Origin of the sequence: Streptomyces sp. NPDC007896, from assembly GCF_042959425.1 — a bacterium.
Taxonomy (GTDB): domain Bacteria; phylum Actinomycetota; class Actinomycetes; order Streptomycetales; family Streptomycetaceae; genus Streptomyces.
In genome coordinates, this window is sequence record NZ_JBIBKX010000005.1 from 366,418 (window position 1) to 383,115 (window position 16,698).

Consider the following 16,698-nt stretch of genomic DNA (forward strand, 5'->3'; position numbering starts at 1 on the left):
TGGCCCCGAGCCGGTCGCGGACCCGGCTCCGGAAGGCGTCATACGGGCGCGGCGGCCCGAGAACCGTTCGGGCCGCCCCGACGCGTCGAGCGAATCAGTTCGTCCTCTGTACGGCGCACACCTTGCCTGCGCCGTTGAAGATCTGCCAGGAGAGCGTCTGCCTGTCGTTCCGCTGGGGGCAGCTGCCGCCGCTCAACACCGCGGTGATCGCCATGATCGCGTTCTGGCCGCTCGGCACCTGCGTCCGGTCACAGCCCCAGACGCTGAAGAGCCGCCCTTCACCGTGGAGGGACCCGTCGGCCTGCTTGCTCAGTGTCGCGGGGAAGCACTGCCCCACGGCGAATACGCGGTCAAGGCACAGCGCGATGGAAGATCCGTCGTCGTTGACGTGCCCCCAGCCCCGTCGGCCCGCACCCTGGGGGCAGTTCGAGGCGGACGTCGTCACCATGGTCACCTTCGAGAAGGCGAAGTTCGCACCGCAGTCGACCGCGAAAGGCCGGTCGTGGTTCAGCTTGCCCCAGCCGCTGTCGTACACGTTGAGGCAGGTGCCGACGCCGACGGACGCGAATGCCACGTCGACCGGGTCCGGCGGGTCGGGGGTCGGAGAGGGGCTGGGACTGGGACTGGGGCTGGAAGAGGGGCTGGGAGAGGTTTCCGGGTCCTCCGACTCCTTGTCACCCCCGCCGGCGGACGACGGCTCCCGGTACGGCGCGGGCTTCGCAAAGGACCCGCCGGAGGGACCCGAACCGATCCCGGTGTCCGTGCGGTTCCGTTCGCCGGTCGACGCCGTCTCCTGCCACGGCTGCCACATGCCGAGGAGAATCACGAGGCCCACGAGGGCGGCAAGCGCCGCCGACGAGGCGCTGACGAAGTAGGTGGTGTTCATGTCGCGGCCGGCCACCCTGATCCGGGACCGACCGTCCCCTCGTACATCGATGCGAGTCCCAGCGTTGCCGTCGCCGTCGCGGCGGGAACCGTTCGATGTCCCTCCGGAGTAGCTCAAACGATCACCCCTTGGTGATGTTGATGTCCCGCCCGGACATGGTGATGCGGGAGTGCCCCGACCCGTTCGCGATCAGAGTGACGCTACCGGCCCGCGGTTCCTCCTCGCGGGCAGTGGGCCGCAACTCCTCGATCAACCGCTGGAGTTCGGTCACCATCTCCGGGTTGGCGACCAGCAGCCGGCGCAGCCGCGCCTGCCATTCACCGACGAGTTCCCGCTCGGCCTGCTCGTCCCCGTTCCGCCGTGCCACGAGCACCTCGGCGCGCGCCTCGCCCAGCTCGGCCACCACCGTGTCCGCCCGCTCGGGGTGCACCCGGCGCCATAGCTCGCCCATGGCCCGCTGCACTCCCTCCCACCCGGCCGTCGCCATTCCGCTGACCACCGTCGACGCGGCCACATTCGCCAGTGCCGCCAGTTCCAATTCCATCGCCACCCCTGTATTCGCTCGACTTCCTGGGTCAACGTGTATATCGCCCGAAGGGAAACGGCGTCCCGTGATGTGAGGAGCCCCAGAGCAAGAAGCGAGCGCGGTGCTGATCCGAGGAGCCTGCGGCCTGTGGCCGACCCCGTGGGTCAGGGCGACTCTGCTGCTCAATTCCGTCAGGCGAAGAGTCGGTGGCCGAGGCGCCCGCCCAGGTCGGAGGCGCTCTGACCTGGGACCCGCTCCGATCACGGATTGATGCCGTCGAACTGCAGCACCCGGTACGGCTGCCCCAGGGTGCCGTTCCACTGCGACACGAGGAGGGTCAGCGAGGTCGCGCTCGCGCTGCCGGGGTGGATGTAGCCGCCGTAGAGGTTGGGCACCGTCAAGGCGGTGATCCGCGGGATCGGGATGCTCCACCCGGCGTCGGGGCGAGGGGCGGCGCGGGTGCAGATCGCGCCCATGTCGACGTCGAAGTAGCTCATGCAGTAGGTGCCGCCGATCCGCTTCACGGAGAACTCGCCGGTGTTGTGCCCGGTCAGGATGACCGACGGCGCCGCCGCGGTGGTCCACTGCCAGGAACCTCCGAGATAGGCCCAGTTCTGCTGGGCGCCGAAGTTGCCGTCGCGGAAGTCGCCCGGCTGGATCCGGAACAGCTGGATGGCTCCGCCGTCGGCCGTGTTCTTGTGGGTGCCGTTCCAGCGCTTGGAGAAGATGTAGAGCCAGCCGTCGGGGTCGATACCCGCGAACGACCACATGCCGTACAGGGACTGGTTCGCCCCCTGGGTGTCGCCGGCCCAGTGGTAGTCGTAGTCGTTCCAGGTCACCCCGTAGTCGTCGGAGTAGGCGACACCGGACATCAGCGAACCGTCGTATCCGGCCGGCGGGTCCCAGGTGGCCACGGACGTGTACTGGATGTACGTGCGGCCGCCGAACTCGATGCAGTCGTTGGGTATGCGGCTCACCTCGAAGCCGTACCCGTTGTCCGTGTTGTGCTGGTAGTTGAACAGCTGGCCGGCCTGGCCGCCGGTCGGCTGCGCCCAGGTGAACGAGATCGGTGTCGCGCCGGAGGCGTCGAAGCTCGCCTGGTCCAGCATCACCGGGGAGCCGATGTAGTCGCCGCTCTGCTGCATCCCCGTCCACGAGTCGCCGAAGACGTAGCCCCAACTGCCGTCGTGCTCCCGGTAGTACGGGATGCCGAGATCGCTGGAGCCCAGGCCCTGCTGACTCGCCGAGTCACCGGCCTGGTCGCACAGCGGCGTACCGCTCTGCCCGGCGGCCACGGCAGGGGTGGCACCGAGCAAGCCCGCTCCAGCGAGCGACAGGCCCATACCGGCCTTGAGTATGGAGCGCCGGCTCGGCCGAAAGGGAACGGACATGGATCTGACCTCCGGGTGTTCTTGGTGAGTGTTGGGTGTGTTCGGTGTTGTTGCGAACTCGATGTGGGCCGGCGCTACCACGTGATCCTCCGTCGCCCGTCTCGTCAGTGGCGGGAAGCGATGACCAGGAGCAGGACCACGATCCCCAGGGCGATGAGGCAACCGGAACCGCCGCCGGAGGAGGACCCCTTGCGGAACTCGACCATCCCCCCGGGGACGACATGCGGATGACTCCGGGCGTAGTGGGTCTCGATCGCCTGCTCTCCCTGCGATTCGCTCCCCCAGGCGGTGCGGTGCCCGCACTCGCCGCACCGGTGTCGGTAGCTGTCGGCCATGCCGGTCTCCTTCGGATCGTCACCAGCGGTTGTGCTAGGTGGGTTATGTGTGGCTGCCGGCGCGTCCTGCCGGACGCTAGGAGCAGTCGGTGAAATCGCCGTGAAACAAGGGGCCGTACGTCAGTCGTCGTTCCGTGCGGCACCAACCAGGTGCTCGGCGAGGGCGTGGAAGACGAAGGGGTTCGGGATCCCGGACGCCACGGATCCCAGCACCTGCCACCGCCTGGCGACGCGGATCGCGACGGAACCGTTCAAGATCTCGACCTGCTGGACCTGCGGCCATCGCAGGGACGTTCCTCGGGAGCCGATCTCGTCCCTGGTGATCCATACGGGGCCGAAGGTGAGCCGCGCTCCCTCGGCCAGCGCGGCCAGGGCCCGCGGCACCTGGGCCTCGGTGACGGCACGACGGATCTCGGGCCCCCACACCTCCGGGTGGCCGAAGTCGCCGCCGCTCAGCATGATCCGCTCGCCGTCGACGTCGACGAGCACGTGGGCACGGGTGATTCCCTTCGGGGACAGAACTCTGCGCCGACGCACCAGGGTGGTGTCGTAGCGGATGACATGGATCCGCCCGTCGACGACAGCCGTCATCCCGTGCTCGTAGAAGTCCAGCCGGGCGCCCGCGTTCGCCCCCGTCCTGCCACCGGCCCGCCACAAGCGGCACGCGCCCTGTGCAACAGCCCGCCCGAGCACCCGAATCGCCACTCCCCGCCCAGCACGTGCGGTGGCTCCGTGCGGTGCCGCCCGATAGGTGGCGCATCGCCTGCCGAGGTGTGCGCGGCCGGCGGCTGCGGAGATCCTCGCCAGCAACAACTCCTCGTCGCGGTCGCGGGAGGTCCCGTCGCTCATGCCGCACCCACCCGGCCGCGACCGGCGCCCGCGTCGTCCCCGCGCAGGATCGCCCACCGAGCCCGCCGCAGCAGTTCGCCCGGGGCCACCCCCAGGTCGTCCGCGAGCCGCCGGCCGGCGCGGTCGAAGACAGCCAGCGCCTCGGCCCGCCGACCGCCGCGCTGCAGTGCGCGCATCAGCAGCACGGCGACCGGTTCGTTCAGCGGCTCTTCCAGAGCCAGGGCGGACAGCCCGGCAATCGCCTCGGCAACCCGGCCGAGCCTCAGCTGCCAGTCCGCCTTCCGCTGTGCCAGGGCGACCCTGCGCTCGGCGAGCCGCAGCCGTTCCAACTCGGCCAACGGGCCGGGCAGTCCGGCCAACGGCACACCACGGAACAACTCCAGCGCCCGGTCGCACAGCCGCACCGCCTCGGACAGGTCACCGGTGCGCTCGGCCGCCCTGGCCGCGGTGGCGAGTACCTCCATGCACGCCACGTCCACCTCGGCCACACCGCGGACCAGCCCGTAGCCGTACCGGTCACGCCTGATCACCGATTCCGGGCACTCCCCAAGACGCAGGCTCTTGCGCAGCCGGTAGACATAGACCGGTACGACGTTCCCGCCCGGCGACTCCATCCCCCAGACGCCATCGAGCAGTTGCTGCCGGCTGACCGAACGGTCCGGGCTCAGCGCCAACGCCGCCAGCACGGCCTGCTGGCGCACCGGGCCGACGTCCACGGGCTGACCGGCGAGCCACGCCCGCAACGGGCCGAGCACGGAGACCCGAAGCCATGGACCAGGTGCGGGGCCCGTCCGCTGACGGACAGTGATCCCCTGCGCCGCCTCCTGCCTGCGCGGGCCCTGTCCGGGCACGACCAGACCGCAGTCGAAGGCGTGCACGATGGCGGCAGCCCGGTCCCGCAGGTCCAACTTCACCAGGACGCGCCCCAGGTGTCCGCTCACCACATGCTCGGGCAGGGCGAGGACATCGGCGATTTCGGCGTCCTCCAGGCCGCAGCCGAGCGCGTAGAGAACCTCACGCTCCTGCGGAGTAAGGGCGGTGACGGTCGGCCGTCCGTGCGGTGCGGTCGTCGTCGGCATGGCTGTTCCCCGTTCTCCGGACCGGTCGATCCACTCGACCCGTCGAGTCGAACCCTCGATGCCCTCGAAGGTGGCCCCGGTGGAGGAAACGTGGACAGGACATTGAACCGGTCATATGTGGCCGGTGGCCGCGCTAGAGTCCCCCACCTGCGAAAAGGCGACATCTCAGAGGAAAGGGCAGTGACTTGTGACCAGTGGGTTCGGCGATGTGCTGCGGCGGCTGCGGGTCCAGGCGAGGCTGACCCAGGAGGAGTTGGCTGAGCGTTCCGGGGTGAGCGTGCGCACCATCCGCGGCTTGGAAACCGGCAGGCGCTCCAACCCGCGCATGACCACGGTGCGGGAGCTCGCCACGGCTCTGCCGCTACGGCCCGTGGAGCGCGAGGAGTTACTCGGCGCCGCCGTCCGCCGGAACCCGGACGGCGGCCGACAGGACGAGTCCGCCACGGAAGAGCCGGGTCCGGAGGATCCAGAATCGGAGGAACCCGGATCTGAGGAACTCGGATCGGAGGAACCAGGGTCGGAGGAACCAGGGTCGGCGTCGTCGGCTTCGGGACAGCCGACGTCGGCAGCGCATGACACGCCGTCGGACGCGACCGAGCAACTCGCGAAGGCTGTGGCCGTCCGCTGGCAGCGCGAGGAGGAACACCGACAGATCCAGGACCCGTTCCCTCTGCCGGTCCGCTGGCAGGCGGCCCCCGAGGAGCTGACCGACCACTGGGCCAACATCCTCCGTCTCCCGGCGGGAGCCGCGGCCGACCCGCTGGACCTGGACGGCCGGCTGGACGACATCGCCGAGCTGTACCGGCGCATCCCGTCCGGGCGACTGGTGGTGCTGGGGAGATCCGGCTCGGGCAAGACGATCCTGGCCCTGCGCTTCGTCCTCGACCGCCTCAAGTCACGGACGTCGGCGGAGCCCGTTCCGGTGATCTTCAGCATCGGCGCGTGGAACCCCACCGCCATCACTCTGCGGGACTGGCTGACCAGCCAACTGACCCGCGACCACCCCGGCTACGCCGCCCAGGGCCCCGGCGGAACAACCCTGGCCTCCGCCCTGGTCGAGTCCGGCCGCATACTCCCGGTCCTGGACGGCTTCGACGAGATGGCCGACGGCCTGCGCCGCCCGGCGCTGGAAGCCCTCAACGCCACCACCCTCCCTCTGCTGCTCACCAGCCGCCCCGCCGAATACGCCGCCGCGGTCGCCGAAACCGACGTACTGACCTCCGCCGCCGCGCTCGAACTCACCGACCTCACCCTCGACGACCTGGCCAACTACCTCCCCCGCACCACCCGCAAGCCCGGCCGCGCGAACCCCACCGCGAACGCCTGGGTCCCCGTACTGACCACACTGCGCGAGCAGCCGCAAGGCCAACCCGTGTCCCCCCTCGCCGCAGTCCTGGCCAACCCTCTGATGGTCGCGCTCGCCCGCACCATCTACAGCGACACCCCCGACCACGACCCGGCCTCACTCCTCGACACCGAGCGATTCGCCAGCCGGGAGGCGCTGGAAGACCACCTCCTGGACAACTTCATCCCCACCGTCTACCGCCGCCGACTTCCGCAGGCCCCGGGCGCCCGGCCTCGCCCCACCTTCGACCCGGAGCGCGCCCGACACTGGCTCGGCTACCTGGCCCACCACCTCAACCGGCTCGAAACTCCCGACCTGGCCTGGTGGCGACTCGGCAGCGGGCTGCGCCGCTCCACACGCACCCTGGTCACCGCACTGGTGACAGGACTGGTCATCGGCCTCGTCGACTGCGCCGTCTCCACCGCCGTGGGCAACTCGTTCCCGTTCCCGATCGTGGACGCGACGATCGTCGGACTCCTTTCCGGACTCATGTTCGGGCTCGCGCACTGGCTCACGTTCGCGGTCAGGGACATACCGGTGACACCGTCCGTCGTACGCCTGCAATTCCGCGGCAGGCCAGGGACCGCCCAGTGGAAGACCGGACCCCGACTGGTCATCGGGATGCTGGGCGGGTTGGTCTTCGGCTTCGGCTACGGATGCGTGACCGGCGTGATGAACAGCCTCGTCTGGAAGGCCGGGCTCCCGACCGCACTGCACGTCGGGCTTGTCAACGGGAGCGTCTACGGCCTGGTCTTCAGCGGCGGCGCCGGACTCACGTTCTGCCTTATCGGCCTGCTGGAAAGCCCCCTCGACATCCGCTCCGCCGTCCACCCACGCAGTCTCCTCACCACCAACCGCGGCACGGTGACCACCCAACTACTTGTCTGGGCACCCACCTTCGGGGCGGTGGTCGGGTTCGGAGCCGGAACAGTGGTCGACCTCCTGCAGGGGCCACTGGGTCCACTCGTCTGGAGCCCCAGCGCCGGACTCGTACTCGGCATCATCAGCGGCCTCGGCGGTGCCCTCGGATACGCGCTCACCATGACCGCCTGGGGCCAGTGGCTCGTACTCTCCCGGATCTGGCTGCCCTTGACCGGGCGCCTGCCCTGGGCCGTCGTCACCTTCCTCGACGACGCCTACCGGCGCGGTGTACTGCGCCAGGCCGGCGCGGTCTACCAGTTCCGCCACGCGCGCCTGCAGCACCACCTGGCCCAGGCCCACCCCACACTCCCCGTCCCCGGCCGACCGGGACGTCGCAGATAGCGCGTCCGCGGGATCGCGCTTCACCACGATTTCATCGCTCCTCCCTAACGTCAGGTGCCGTCCCACCAGCAACCACCATGTCATCGGACCCCGGGGGAACACCCAATGCGGAACACCAACCGACTCACGCGCCGCGCCAAGACCGTCGCCCTCACGGTGGCGATGGCGGCCGCCGCCGCCATCGCACCCACGGCCGCGTACGCCGAGTCCCCCAACCACTACTACATCGAACTTGGCGGCACCGGCTCCGCGACGGACGCGCCCGGGTGCACCATGACGTACTACTACGCCAACCAGCACCTGGACGGCGGCATCCCCGTCCCGGTCTGTTACCCGGCCAGTGCCGGCCCCTGGCTCAACGGCCAGAACACGCCGGACGTGACCGCGCCGAGCTACGACAGCAGCGTCGCGCAGGGCTACAAGAACCTCCTGGCCGCCGCCGAGGAAACGCACCGCAAGGACCCGACCGCACGCCTCACGATCGTGGGCTACTCCCAAGGCGCGCAGGCCGCCGACCAGGTACTGGAGACGATCGCGGGCGGCGGCGCCGACATCCCGCGGGAACTGGTCAACGGCATGCTGTACGCCGACCCGAAGCAGCCCGACACCGGCCTGTGGGCCAAGGTCCCCAAGGGCCTGGGCGCCCTCGGCTTCACCTCCGCCGGCCCCGGCCCCAAGGAGTTCCCGGGCGTCCCGGTCGCCCGCTTCTGCATCCGCACAGACCTGGCCTGCGACGCCACGACACCCGTGTCCGCCTACACCTTCTTCCTCACAGACACGCACAGGCGCTACGCGAACGACGGAAACGTCATGACCCAGACCATCGCGAACGGCAGCGTCGACGGGGTCTTCTGGTACGAGTCCTGACTTCGCCCAGGACATGAGAAGGCCCAGGTCAGACCCGATCCGACCTGGGCCCCGGGGCGCTCTGCCGCGAGGTGATGCATCGGCTGGGATCTCGACCGTCCTCGCCTCGGCCCGGATTGCGGCCACCGCATCGCGGGTGGACAGCACGTCAACCGGCTCCGCTCTCACCTGCGCGAGCCCCCTTGCCGCTTGAGCGCGAGCGTCGGCGCGAGGTGATCGATGGTGCGATGGGCACTGGACGTGGAGATGCCGAGCAGCGGGGCGAGCTGTCGCAGCTTCAGGTCGGTCCGCCAGTACGCAGTCACCAGAATCACGCGGTCCTGCAGCGGTGACGACCACGGACGCCCAAGCCACGACGGACGGCCGACGGGCCGACGGGCAGCCTGAATCAGGGATATCCTCGGACGGTGTCGAATGGGGCGGTGTCAGCTGGAGTAGGTCTCGCGCGGGTGATGGCGCACTGCGGGGGCAGCCCAGCGGCAGCCGTGCACTATCTGGCGGGTGCCGTCGCCTCCGCGCCTGAGAACCCCGAGCCCTATACGGTTCTTGCCGAGTTGTGGGCGGACAAGCCGTCGGAGCTGGCCGAGGTCGTTCGGGATGCCGACTCCTTGAGGGCGGTGCTGGCCCAGTCGTACATCAGCTTCCTTGAGGACGACATGGACGGCGCGGCGCTGGCCATCGGATCGGTCACGGGTGCGCAACCCGACATCGCATGGGCCAACGCTCCCTGGTTCAGCGATGAGCGCTTTCTCGGCGTCGTGAGTGCCGACGCGCTGGCAGAGGCCGCCATGCGGACGATGGACTACGGCCATGTTCTGGACACCGAAAGCGTGCGGGAACGATTCCGGCCCTGGTTCCATGCCATCGACGTGGTCTCTGCCCGCCAGCCGTTGCCGGAGGCGTCGGCCAAGATGGCGATCTTGCTGCGGGCATGCGGTCTCACCGACGCGTCCTTCGCCCTCTGCGACCAGGCGGATTCGATGGAGCGGATCATGCTGACGGAAGTCGTGCGAGCGGGGACGTGGCGCAAGCTGGGTGATCCTGAACAGACCGCGGCGGCGTTCGAGCGCGCTCTTGCCCTGGACCCGGCCAACTGGTCGCTCTATCTCGACCTGGCCGACGTGCGCAGCGAACAGGGCGACTTCACCGCCGCGGTCCGGCTGATCGATCAGGGACTGACGCACGAGCCGGCTGAGCTCACACTTCGCGCGGCCGGGGCCGCCTACCGGGCCCGCCTTACCGGCTCGGCTGCCGAACTGAGCGAACTCATCGAACTGGCGCCGAATCTGCCGAACGACTCGTACCGGAACCTGCTGATTGACCACGCGTGCGCCGGCCCCGCCCTGCCTTCCGAGCTCGTGGCCGCGGCCCGCCGCATCCGGAACAGCTGAAGCTCCGCTCCTCGACGAGCAGCAACTCCAGCTCAGGGACAGTCGGCCGCGTCGGTCTCCTCCGCGGCCCGGAGTCGGGGCGCGTCCGTACCGCGAGGAGTGAGTTCCCACAACGGGGCAACCCCCAACGGGGGCCAGGCGGTTGTCCATTCGTGCATCCCAACAATTCTGTGGCATCACCTCGCGAACGCCGGCCCCGAAAGCCACTCGCGACGGTGTCCCTCATCGCGACCGTGGTCGCCGCTCTGCTGGCCGGCTGCAAGATACCGGTCACGGCTACACCAGTCATACGGGTACCACTCGCGCGCAGGCCAACTGGACCGACGGCGCCACCGGGATGACCGGCAAGAGCTGGGACGGCAGCATCGCCAACGGGGTCGCCGCCACAGGCGTCAAGGGACTGCGGACGATCGTCCCGGTCAGCTCCATCTCCTCCTGGTACCACGCCTACTTCCCCCAGGGACCCTGGCCGGCCGGAAGCGCGCCCACGCCTGGGTCAACACCCTGCACCGCTGCTTCGACCACGAACTCCTCGGCTACGACAACGGAATCGACCGCGAGCCGATGGCCGACATCGAACGCACCCCCGACCACTCGCGGCCGGGCGTGGCCAAACTCGGTACCCACACCGGAAGCGGGACCGAGCCCTTCACCGACGACCCACAGAAGAGCGAGCCGCCAAGGCACTGCGGATCCTGCGTCGGCACCTGGGGCCGTCGCACGTACTGGAGGTCGGTGAGCAGCCGTGACACGCCCGACAGAAGACGCGGAAGAACACGAGGTGCCTCAACAACGCCTCCCCGACCGTGATCCAGCAGACCACCGAGATCCTCGCCACCGCCACCCTCAGTCAGTGATGCGAGGCGGTTGATGATGCCGGTGCCGAAGGCGGAGCGGACCAAAGGAGGAGCCCCTCTACGACACCCTGGGCATCACCGTCACCATCACCTACGACAACGCAACGAGGACCGCGACCGTAATGTCGAGGCCCTCTGTTCATCAGACGCCGAAGACCTGGAACTCCGAGACCTGCCCGGCCGGCCAGCCGTTGTTGGCGGTGAAGGTGAGTCGTACGTAGCGGGTGGTGACGGTGGAGGGGAGCGTGAGGGTCGCGGTGTTGCCGGTCGCCGGGTCGAAGGTGTAGCCCGCCGGGGCGAGTAGCTGGGCGAAGGTGCCGCCGTCCGTGCTGTCCTGGACGGAGATGGTCTGGGTACGGGTGGCCCAGGCGGTAGCCGGGGGAAGGTGGAGGACGATCCGTTTGACGCCGGTCGTGGCGCCCAGATCGACCTGGACCCACTGCGGGAAGGCGTTGTTGGCGGACTCCCAGTAGGTGCTGGTGTCGCCGTCGGTCGCGTTGCCCGAGGCGTAGATCTGGGTGTGGCTGCTCTCCGAGGTCGGGCGGTGGAGGGCGAGGTTGGTGGTGCTGGAAGGGGGGTCGGTAGTGACGGTGACCTGGTTGGAGGGCTGCGACACGTTGCCCGCCGCGTCGAGGGCGACGACGTCGAAGGTGTACGCGGTGGACGCGCCGAGTCCGGTGACAGTGATCGAGGCGGCGCTGGTGGTGCCCACCTGTGTGCTGGTCGAGCCGGACACCTGCAGGACGCGGTAGCCGGTCACGCCGACGTTGTCGGTCGACGGGTTCCAGGTCAGCGAGGCCGAGTTGCTGGTGTGCCCGGTGACGGTCAGGGCACCCGGCGCGGCGGGCGGTGTGGTGTCACCGCCGGTGGGGACGACCGGCTGGGTGGGGCGGGTCGCGGTCAGGGCGATCTGGCCCTTGAGCATGCGGCCGCCGTCGCCGGTCAGGCGCAGGTAGTAGTCGGAGGAACAGGCGGTGCCGTCCTCGTCGAGGGCGAGGAATCCGGAGTCGGTGGGCACCCACGCCTGGGTCTCGGCGGTCTTGGCGATCTGGTTGCCCTCGTTGAACTCGTCGAACATCGAGATGTAGATGCCCTGCACCCCGGCCCGCACCATGTTGTAGAACTGCCGCCACATGAAGTCGCCGTGCGCGCGCTGCCGGCCGGAGACGTCGCCGGGCAGGACGCAGGGCTGGTAGTCGATGCCGTTGGCGTTGCAGTCGGCCTGGTCGCCGAGGGTGTAGGTGTTGTAGGCGTTGTCGGCCTCGGTCACATTGGCGATGGCGCCGATCATCCACGGCGAGATCATGTTGAAGGCGTGGTAGACGCCCAGATAGCCGGGCCGTGAGCCCCCGGTGCCCGTCCGCCATTCGCGCGGGACGCCGCCCATGACGTAACAACCCTGGCCCTTGAACCAGTTGATGACGTCAAGGCAGGCGTCGGCGGTGAAGGGGTGGTCGTTGTCGTTGAAGCCGAAGCCCCAGATGCAGACGACCGGCTTGCCGTTCTGCTTCGCGTACGCCGAGGACGCGGTGTGCGCGGACATCTTGTTCGACCAGTCCGCCTTGATCTCGGACTGCATGTTCGTCCAGTCGGTGACGTCGTACATGATGTAGAACTTCCGCCCGTACGACTCGGCGGCGCTGCGCACCTTGGTCGCCATGGCGTCGCGGGTGGGGCCCTCGCCGCCGGTGGGGTTGAAGCGCTGGAGTGCCGCGGTGTCGATGCTGTTCTGCTGCATCCACAGGAAGTGGGTGTTCACCGTCTGCTGGTCGTAGGAGGAGAACAGCGTGGCGGGCCGGCCGTTGCCGAGGGCGGCGTACGACGTCTGGTACGTCCTGGTGTAGTCGCGCATATCGGGCCAGCATTTGATGCCGGTGTTGGACGGGGACGGCGGCTGGCCCCAGTTCTGGGTCCAGTGCCACCAGCCGTTGATGGGCGCGCCGTCGCCGACGCAGGCGAACCAGCCCTGGTAGCCGACGCTGATCTTGCCGACCACGTCGCCCGGCGGACTGGCCGCCGACGCGGTCTGGGCGAGTACGGTCTCGGTGGCTCCCACGGTTCCCACCGCGGTGGCCGCGATCGCGGCCCTTAAGAAGACTCTGCGTGTGACACCCATCTGCACTCCTCTGGACGCCTCTGGACGCCTCTTCGGTGGTCGGTGCCGCCGAGCGCGTCTGCGCTCGGCGGCACCCTCAACTCGGATCAGGTGTTCCAGACCTGGAACTCCGAGATCTGACCGGCCGGCCAGCCGTTGTTCGCCGTGATGTTCACCCGGAGGTATCGCTGGGTGGTCGCGGTGAACGTGATGGTGACCGTGTTATTGGTGGTGGGGTCGAAGGTGTACGTCGCCGACGACTTGAGGGTGGTGAAGGCGGCGCCGTCGGTGCTGCCCGACAGGGACAGCGTCTGGTTACGGGCGCCCCAGGCCGCGGGGAGCTGGAGGACGACACGGCCCGTGCTCTGCGCGGAGCCGAGGTCGACCTGGACCCACTGGGGGAAGGCGTTGTTGGCGCTCTCCCAGTAGGTGCCCTGGTTGCCGTCCGTCACGTTGGACGACGGGTACACGTCGGTGTGGCTGGACTCGGTGGTGGCAGCGCCCGCTGCCAGGTTCCTGCTCACCGTGCCGGCACCGGTGCCGGTCAGCGCGACCGTGGTCGTGCCGTTCGACGCGTTGCTGGCGATGCTGAGATCGCCGGTGCGGGTGCCCGACGCGGTGGGCCTGAACGTGACGTTCACCGTGCAGGAGGCGTTCGCCGCGATCGACGTACCGCAGTTGTTGGTCTGCGAGAAGTCGCCCGTGACGGTGATGCCGGAGACGGTCGCGGCCGCGGTACCGGTGTTGGTCACCGTGACCGTCTGCGCACTGCTGGAGGTGTTGAGCGCCTGGGTGGGATACGACAGCGACGTCGGGTTGGCCGACAAGGTCGCCGGCGAAGAGCCGCCGTCGCTGGGGAACACCTCGAAGTCCGACAACTGGGCCGCGTTCCAGCCTGTGTTGGCGGTGATGTTCACCCGCACGTATCTCGCCGTGGCGGCGCTGAACGTGATGGTCACCGTGTTGTTGTTGGCGTTCGGGTCGAAGGTGTACCCGGCCGATGCCTTGATCGTGGAGAAGCTCGAGCCGTCCGTGGATCCCTGCACCGACAGGGTCTGCGTGCGAGCCGACCACGCCGTCGCCGGCGGGAGCTTGAGCACGACCTTGCCGACGCCGTAGTTCTGGCCGAGGTCGACCTGGGCCCATTGCGGGAACGAACCGTTCGTGCCCTCCCAGTACGTCGACGCGTCCGGGTCGGTGAGGTTCGAGGCGACGTACGGGCTGCTGCTCGAACTCGCCGACGCCGGCCGCCCGGCGGCGACATTGGTGGTGCTGTCGATGCCACTGCCGGTCAGGGAGACGACGGTCGGGCTGTTGTTGGCGTTGCTGGTGACGGTCAGGTTGCCGGTACGGGATCCGCCCACGGTGGGCTTGAATCCGACGTTCACCGTGCAGGACGCACCGACCGCGAGGGTGGAGCAGTTGTTGGTCTGGCTGAAGTCACCGGTCGCCGCGACGCCCGAGACGGTCGCCGACGCGGTGCCAGAGTTCGTCACCTTCACCGTCTGCGCGGTGGCCGACGAGCCGACCACCGTATCGGCGAAGGACAGGCTCGCCGGGTCGGTGTTCAGCACCGGGCCCGGCGCGGTGCCGGTACCGGAGAGACTGACCGTGTTGGTGATCCCGCCCGCGTTGACGGTCAGAGATCCACTACGACTGCCGGCCGCTGTCGGCGCGAACTTCACGCTGACGGTGCACGAACCGTTCGCCGCGATCGACGAGCCGCACGTGTTGGTCTGGGAGTAGTCGCCGCTGGTGGAGATCGACGAGACGGACGCGGCGGTGTTGGTCGGGTTGGAGACCGTCACCGTCTGTGCGGCGCTCGTCGAACCGGTCGCGACCGAACCGAAGTTCAGCGCGCCCGGGGTGGCCGTCACACCTTCGGACGGGTACGGCGGATACACCGGAGCCGGCCAACCGCCGCAGTACGGCGTGCCGCTGATGCCGGAGTTCCCGCCGCCGTCGGTGACGGCGAAGTTGCCGCCCGAGCAGTTGTACACCGGGGACGAGTAACCGACGCCGGTGGCCGTGACGTTGGTGAACTTGGCGGCGCCGCCGGTCTGTTCCTGCAGGGCGAAGGTTCCGGTGCCGGCGATGGTCACGTTGCTGAGGTTGACCCCGCTGATGGTGCCCTCGACCCACTGGACCGCTTCGTACGGACTCTGCTGGATCAGCGCGTTGGTCACGTTGATCGGGCCGGTGATCGCGCCCTGGCTGCCGTCGAACCACAGGGCACCGACCCCGAACTGCCAGTTCGGGTCGAGGCTGCCGGCCCGGATCATGGTGTTGTCGGAGATCGTGGTGGTACCGACCGGCGTCGACGTGAAGCGCTGCCCCACGTGGATGCCGCCGCCCTGGGCGAGGCCGGTGTCCACCACCCGGTTGCCGCTGACGGTGTTGTCGTGACCGCCGTAGATCGCGATGGCGTTGGCGAGGATCTGCAGGGACACGGTGTTGTTGGAGATCGTGTCGTTGGCGTCGGCACCGATGCCGGAGTCCGCCCAGGTGGCGATGCCGTCGTCGCCGGTGTTGCGGATGTCGCTGTTGGTCACCTTCGAGTTGGTGACGGCGCCGTGGAAGTTGATACCGTCCGCGGTGGTGTCACGGATGCGCATGCCGGTGAACGTCAGCCCGTCCATCGGCCCGTCCATCCAGGCGCCGACCTTCATGTGGTCGATCCACACGCCGGCCACGGTCGAGTTGCTCATCGCGCCGCCGATGCCGTTGACCTGGGCGCTGTCGTCGCGCTCCTGCACATTGCCGAAGATCGCGAAGTTCTGGAGATGCACGTTGGTGCTGGCCGAGGGCGCGGAGTTGCCGTAGAAGCCGGGTGCCGTGCCGGTGACGGTCGAGTACCACATGCCGGCGCCGGCGATCGTGACGTTGTTGACACTGATGTGGCCGGGGATGTTGTAGGTGCCCGGCGGGATCCACACGGTGCCGCCGGAACCGGCCGCACTGATCGCGGCGTTGAACGCGCTGGTCGCGTCGCTCACACCGGTTGAGTCGGCGCCCTTGCTGGTCACCGACACCGACCCCGAGGGTGCGGTCAGGGCGGCGCCCACCTGCTCGAAGTCGGCGAAGTCGATCGTGTACGAGGAGGCGGTGTCCCCCGAATCGACCTGCAGCTTGAAGGTCGTTCCCGCCGGATAGGTGGTGGAGAACAGGCGGTGGGCCTCGTCGAAGAAGTGGTGCGGGTTGCTGCCCGGCGAGTTGGTGAAGGGGTAGCTGCCGTAGTACCAGCTGTAGGCGTTGGTCAGGGTGAAGTCGGGCTGCTTGACACCGTCGATGTACAGGGACAGCCCCGCGGTGTAGACCGAGCCGTTCGAGGTGTCGGGGATGCTGTAGCGGAAGTTGATCGAGTTGGTGGCCACCGGCGTGGTGAACGTGACGTACTTGCCGGTGCCCTGGAGCGTCGTCGCCTTGCGGTACGACGCCTCGTCGGCCAACTGGCCCTGGGTGTAACTCGGGCCGATGGGTGTGCCGTTGGTGGCGGAGTTCTCCGCCTGCACCTCGACGTAGGGCAGGCTCGCGCCGCTGCCGCCCGTGGCGGCGATCGCCGCCCAGGCAGGTGGGACAGCCAGAGCGAAAACGCCGACGACAGCCAGCATCGCGGTGCTGACCGCCCAGACGAGGACTCGTCTCAGAGCTCGGATGGAATGGAACACTTGCCACTCCTTTCATCACGAAATGCCGGAACTGTGCCGCTGACACCGCCAGAGAGGGAGGGACGGGGCTCAAGGGGAGCCGGGAGACAGGGGGAAGGCAGGGGGTGCTGACGATGCGAGGGGGACCGTAATATCGTCGACATGGT

12 protein-coding genes and 1 pseudogene are annotated in these 16,698 nt (G+C 68.9%); 4 read left to right on the top strand and 9 right to left on the bottom strand.

Annotation, left to right across the window (positions count from 1 at the left end; all coding sequences use genetic code 11):
• Nucleotides 1-94: 94 nt before the first annotated feature.
• The 6 genes from ACFZDJ_RS19135 to ACFZDJ_RS19160 form a co-directional block, all read right to left on the bottom strand.
• Nucleotides 95-886, bottom strand: coding sequence for a hypothetical protein (locus tag ACFZDJ_RS19135; protein WP_390935226.1), 792 nt, complete (start codon nt 884-886; stop codon nt 95-97).
• 121 nt (nt 887-1,007) lie between these two features.
• A complete protein-coding gene (locus tag ACFZDJ_RS19140; protein ID WP_384921310.1) occupies nt 1,008-1,430 on the bottom strand; it encodes a hypothetical protein in 423 nt (140 codons plus the stop codon).
• Between the two features lie 242 nt (nt 1,431-1,672).
• The gene (locus ACFZDJ_RS19145) at nt 1,673-2,803 is read right to left on the bottom strand and encodes a DUF4185 domain-containing protein (protein WP_391060303.1); all 1,131 of its coding nucleotides are present in this window, start codon (nt 2,801-2,803) and stop codon (nt 1,673-1,675) included.
• Nucleotides 2,804-2,907: 104 nt separating this feature from the next.
• Entirely contained in the window at nt 2,908-3,138 is a 231-nt protein-coding gene (locus ACFZDJ_RS19150; protein WP_385377627.1) for a hypothetical protein, read from the bottom strand.
• 120 nt (nt 3,139-3,258) lie between these two features.
• A complete protein-coding gene (locus tag ACFZDJ_RS19155; protein WP_391060305.1) occupies nt 3,259-3,987 on the bottom strand; it encodes a DUF6585 family protein in 729 nt (242 codons plus the stop codon).
• On the bottom strand, nt 3,984-5,066 hold the full coding sequence (locus tag ACFZDJ_RS19160) for a BTAD domain-containing putative transcriptional regulator (protein ID WP_391060307.1): 1,083 nt from the start codon (nt 5,064-5,066) through the stop codon (nt 3,984-3,986). The genes ACFZDJ_RS19155 and ACFZDJ_RS19160 overlap by 4 nt, the downstream gene beginning before the upstream one ends.
• Before the next feature lie 187 nt (nt 5,067-5,253).
• On the opposite strand from ACFZDJ_RS19160, the gene ACFZDJ_RS19165 reads away from it, so the two are divergent.
• Nucleotides 5,254-7,674 carry a helix-turn-helix domain-containing protein gene (locus ACFZDJ_RS19165; RefSeq protein WP_391060309.1) on the top strand — a complete coding sequence of 807 codons (2,421 nt, stop codon included), beginning with the start codon at nt 5,254-5,256 and terminating at the stop codon, nt 7,672-7,674.
• Nucleotides 7,675-7,779: 105 nt separating this feature from the next.
• A complete protein-coding gene (locus ACFZDJ_RS19170) occupies nt 7,780-8,541 on the top strand; it encodes a PE-PPE domain-containing protein (protein WP_391060310.1) in 762 nt (253 codons plus the stop codon).
• A gap of 188 nt (nt 8,542-8,729) precedes the next feature.
• Here the strand turns inward: ACFZDJ_RS19170 and ACFZDJ_RS19175 are convergent.
• Nucleotides 8,730-8,888, bottom strand: a pseudogene (locus ACFZDJ_RS19175) (transposase family protein); the annotation flags it as partial.
• Nucleotides 8,889-9,026: 138 nt separating this feature from the next.
• Between ACFZDJ_RS19175 and ACFZDJ_RS19180 the strand changes: the two are divergent.
• Both ACFZDJ_RS19180 and ACFZDJ_RS19185 read left to right on the top strand, forming a co-directional pair.
• The gene (locus ACFZDJ_RS19180) at nt 9,027-9,932 is read left to right on the top strand and encodes a tetratricopeptide repeat protein (RefSeq protein WP_391060312.1); all 906 of its coding nucleotides are present in this window, start codon (nt 9,027-9,029) and stop codon (nt 9,930-9,932) included.
• 337 nt (nt 9,933-10,269) lie between these two features.
• On the top strand, nt 10,270-10,671 hold the full coding sequence (locus ACFZDJ_RS19185) for a CocE/NonD family hydrolase (protein ID WP_391060314.1): 402 nt from the start codon (nt 10,270-10,272) through the stop codon (nt 10,669-10,671).
• A gap of 260 nt (nt 10,672-10,931) precedes the next feature.
• On the opposite strand, the gene ACFZDJ_RS19190 is transcribed toward ACFZDJ_RS19185, so the two are convergent.
• Together ACFZDJ_RS19190 and ACFZDJ_RS19195 are read right to left on the bottom strand one after the other, a co-directional pair.
• Nucleotides 10,932-12,905 (bottom strand): discoidin domain-containing protein, encoded by a 1,974-nt coding sequence (locus tag ACFZDJ_RS19190; protein ID WP_391060316.1) that lies wholly within the window; start codon nt 12,903-12,905, stop codon nt 10,932-10,934.
• 86 nt (nt 12,906-12,991) lie between these two features.
• Complete coding sequence (locus tag ACFZDJ_RS19195) at nt 12,992-16,552, bottom strand: choice-of-anchor D domain-containing protein (RefSeq protein WP_391060318.1); 3,561 nt, start codon at nt 16,550-16,552, stop codon at nt 12,992-12,994.
• Nucleotides 16,553-16,698: the final 146 nt, after the last annotated feature.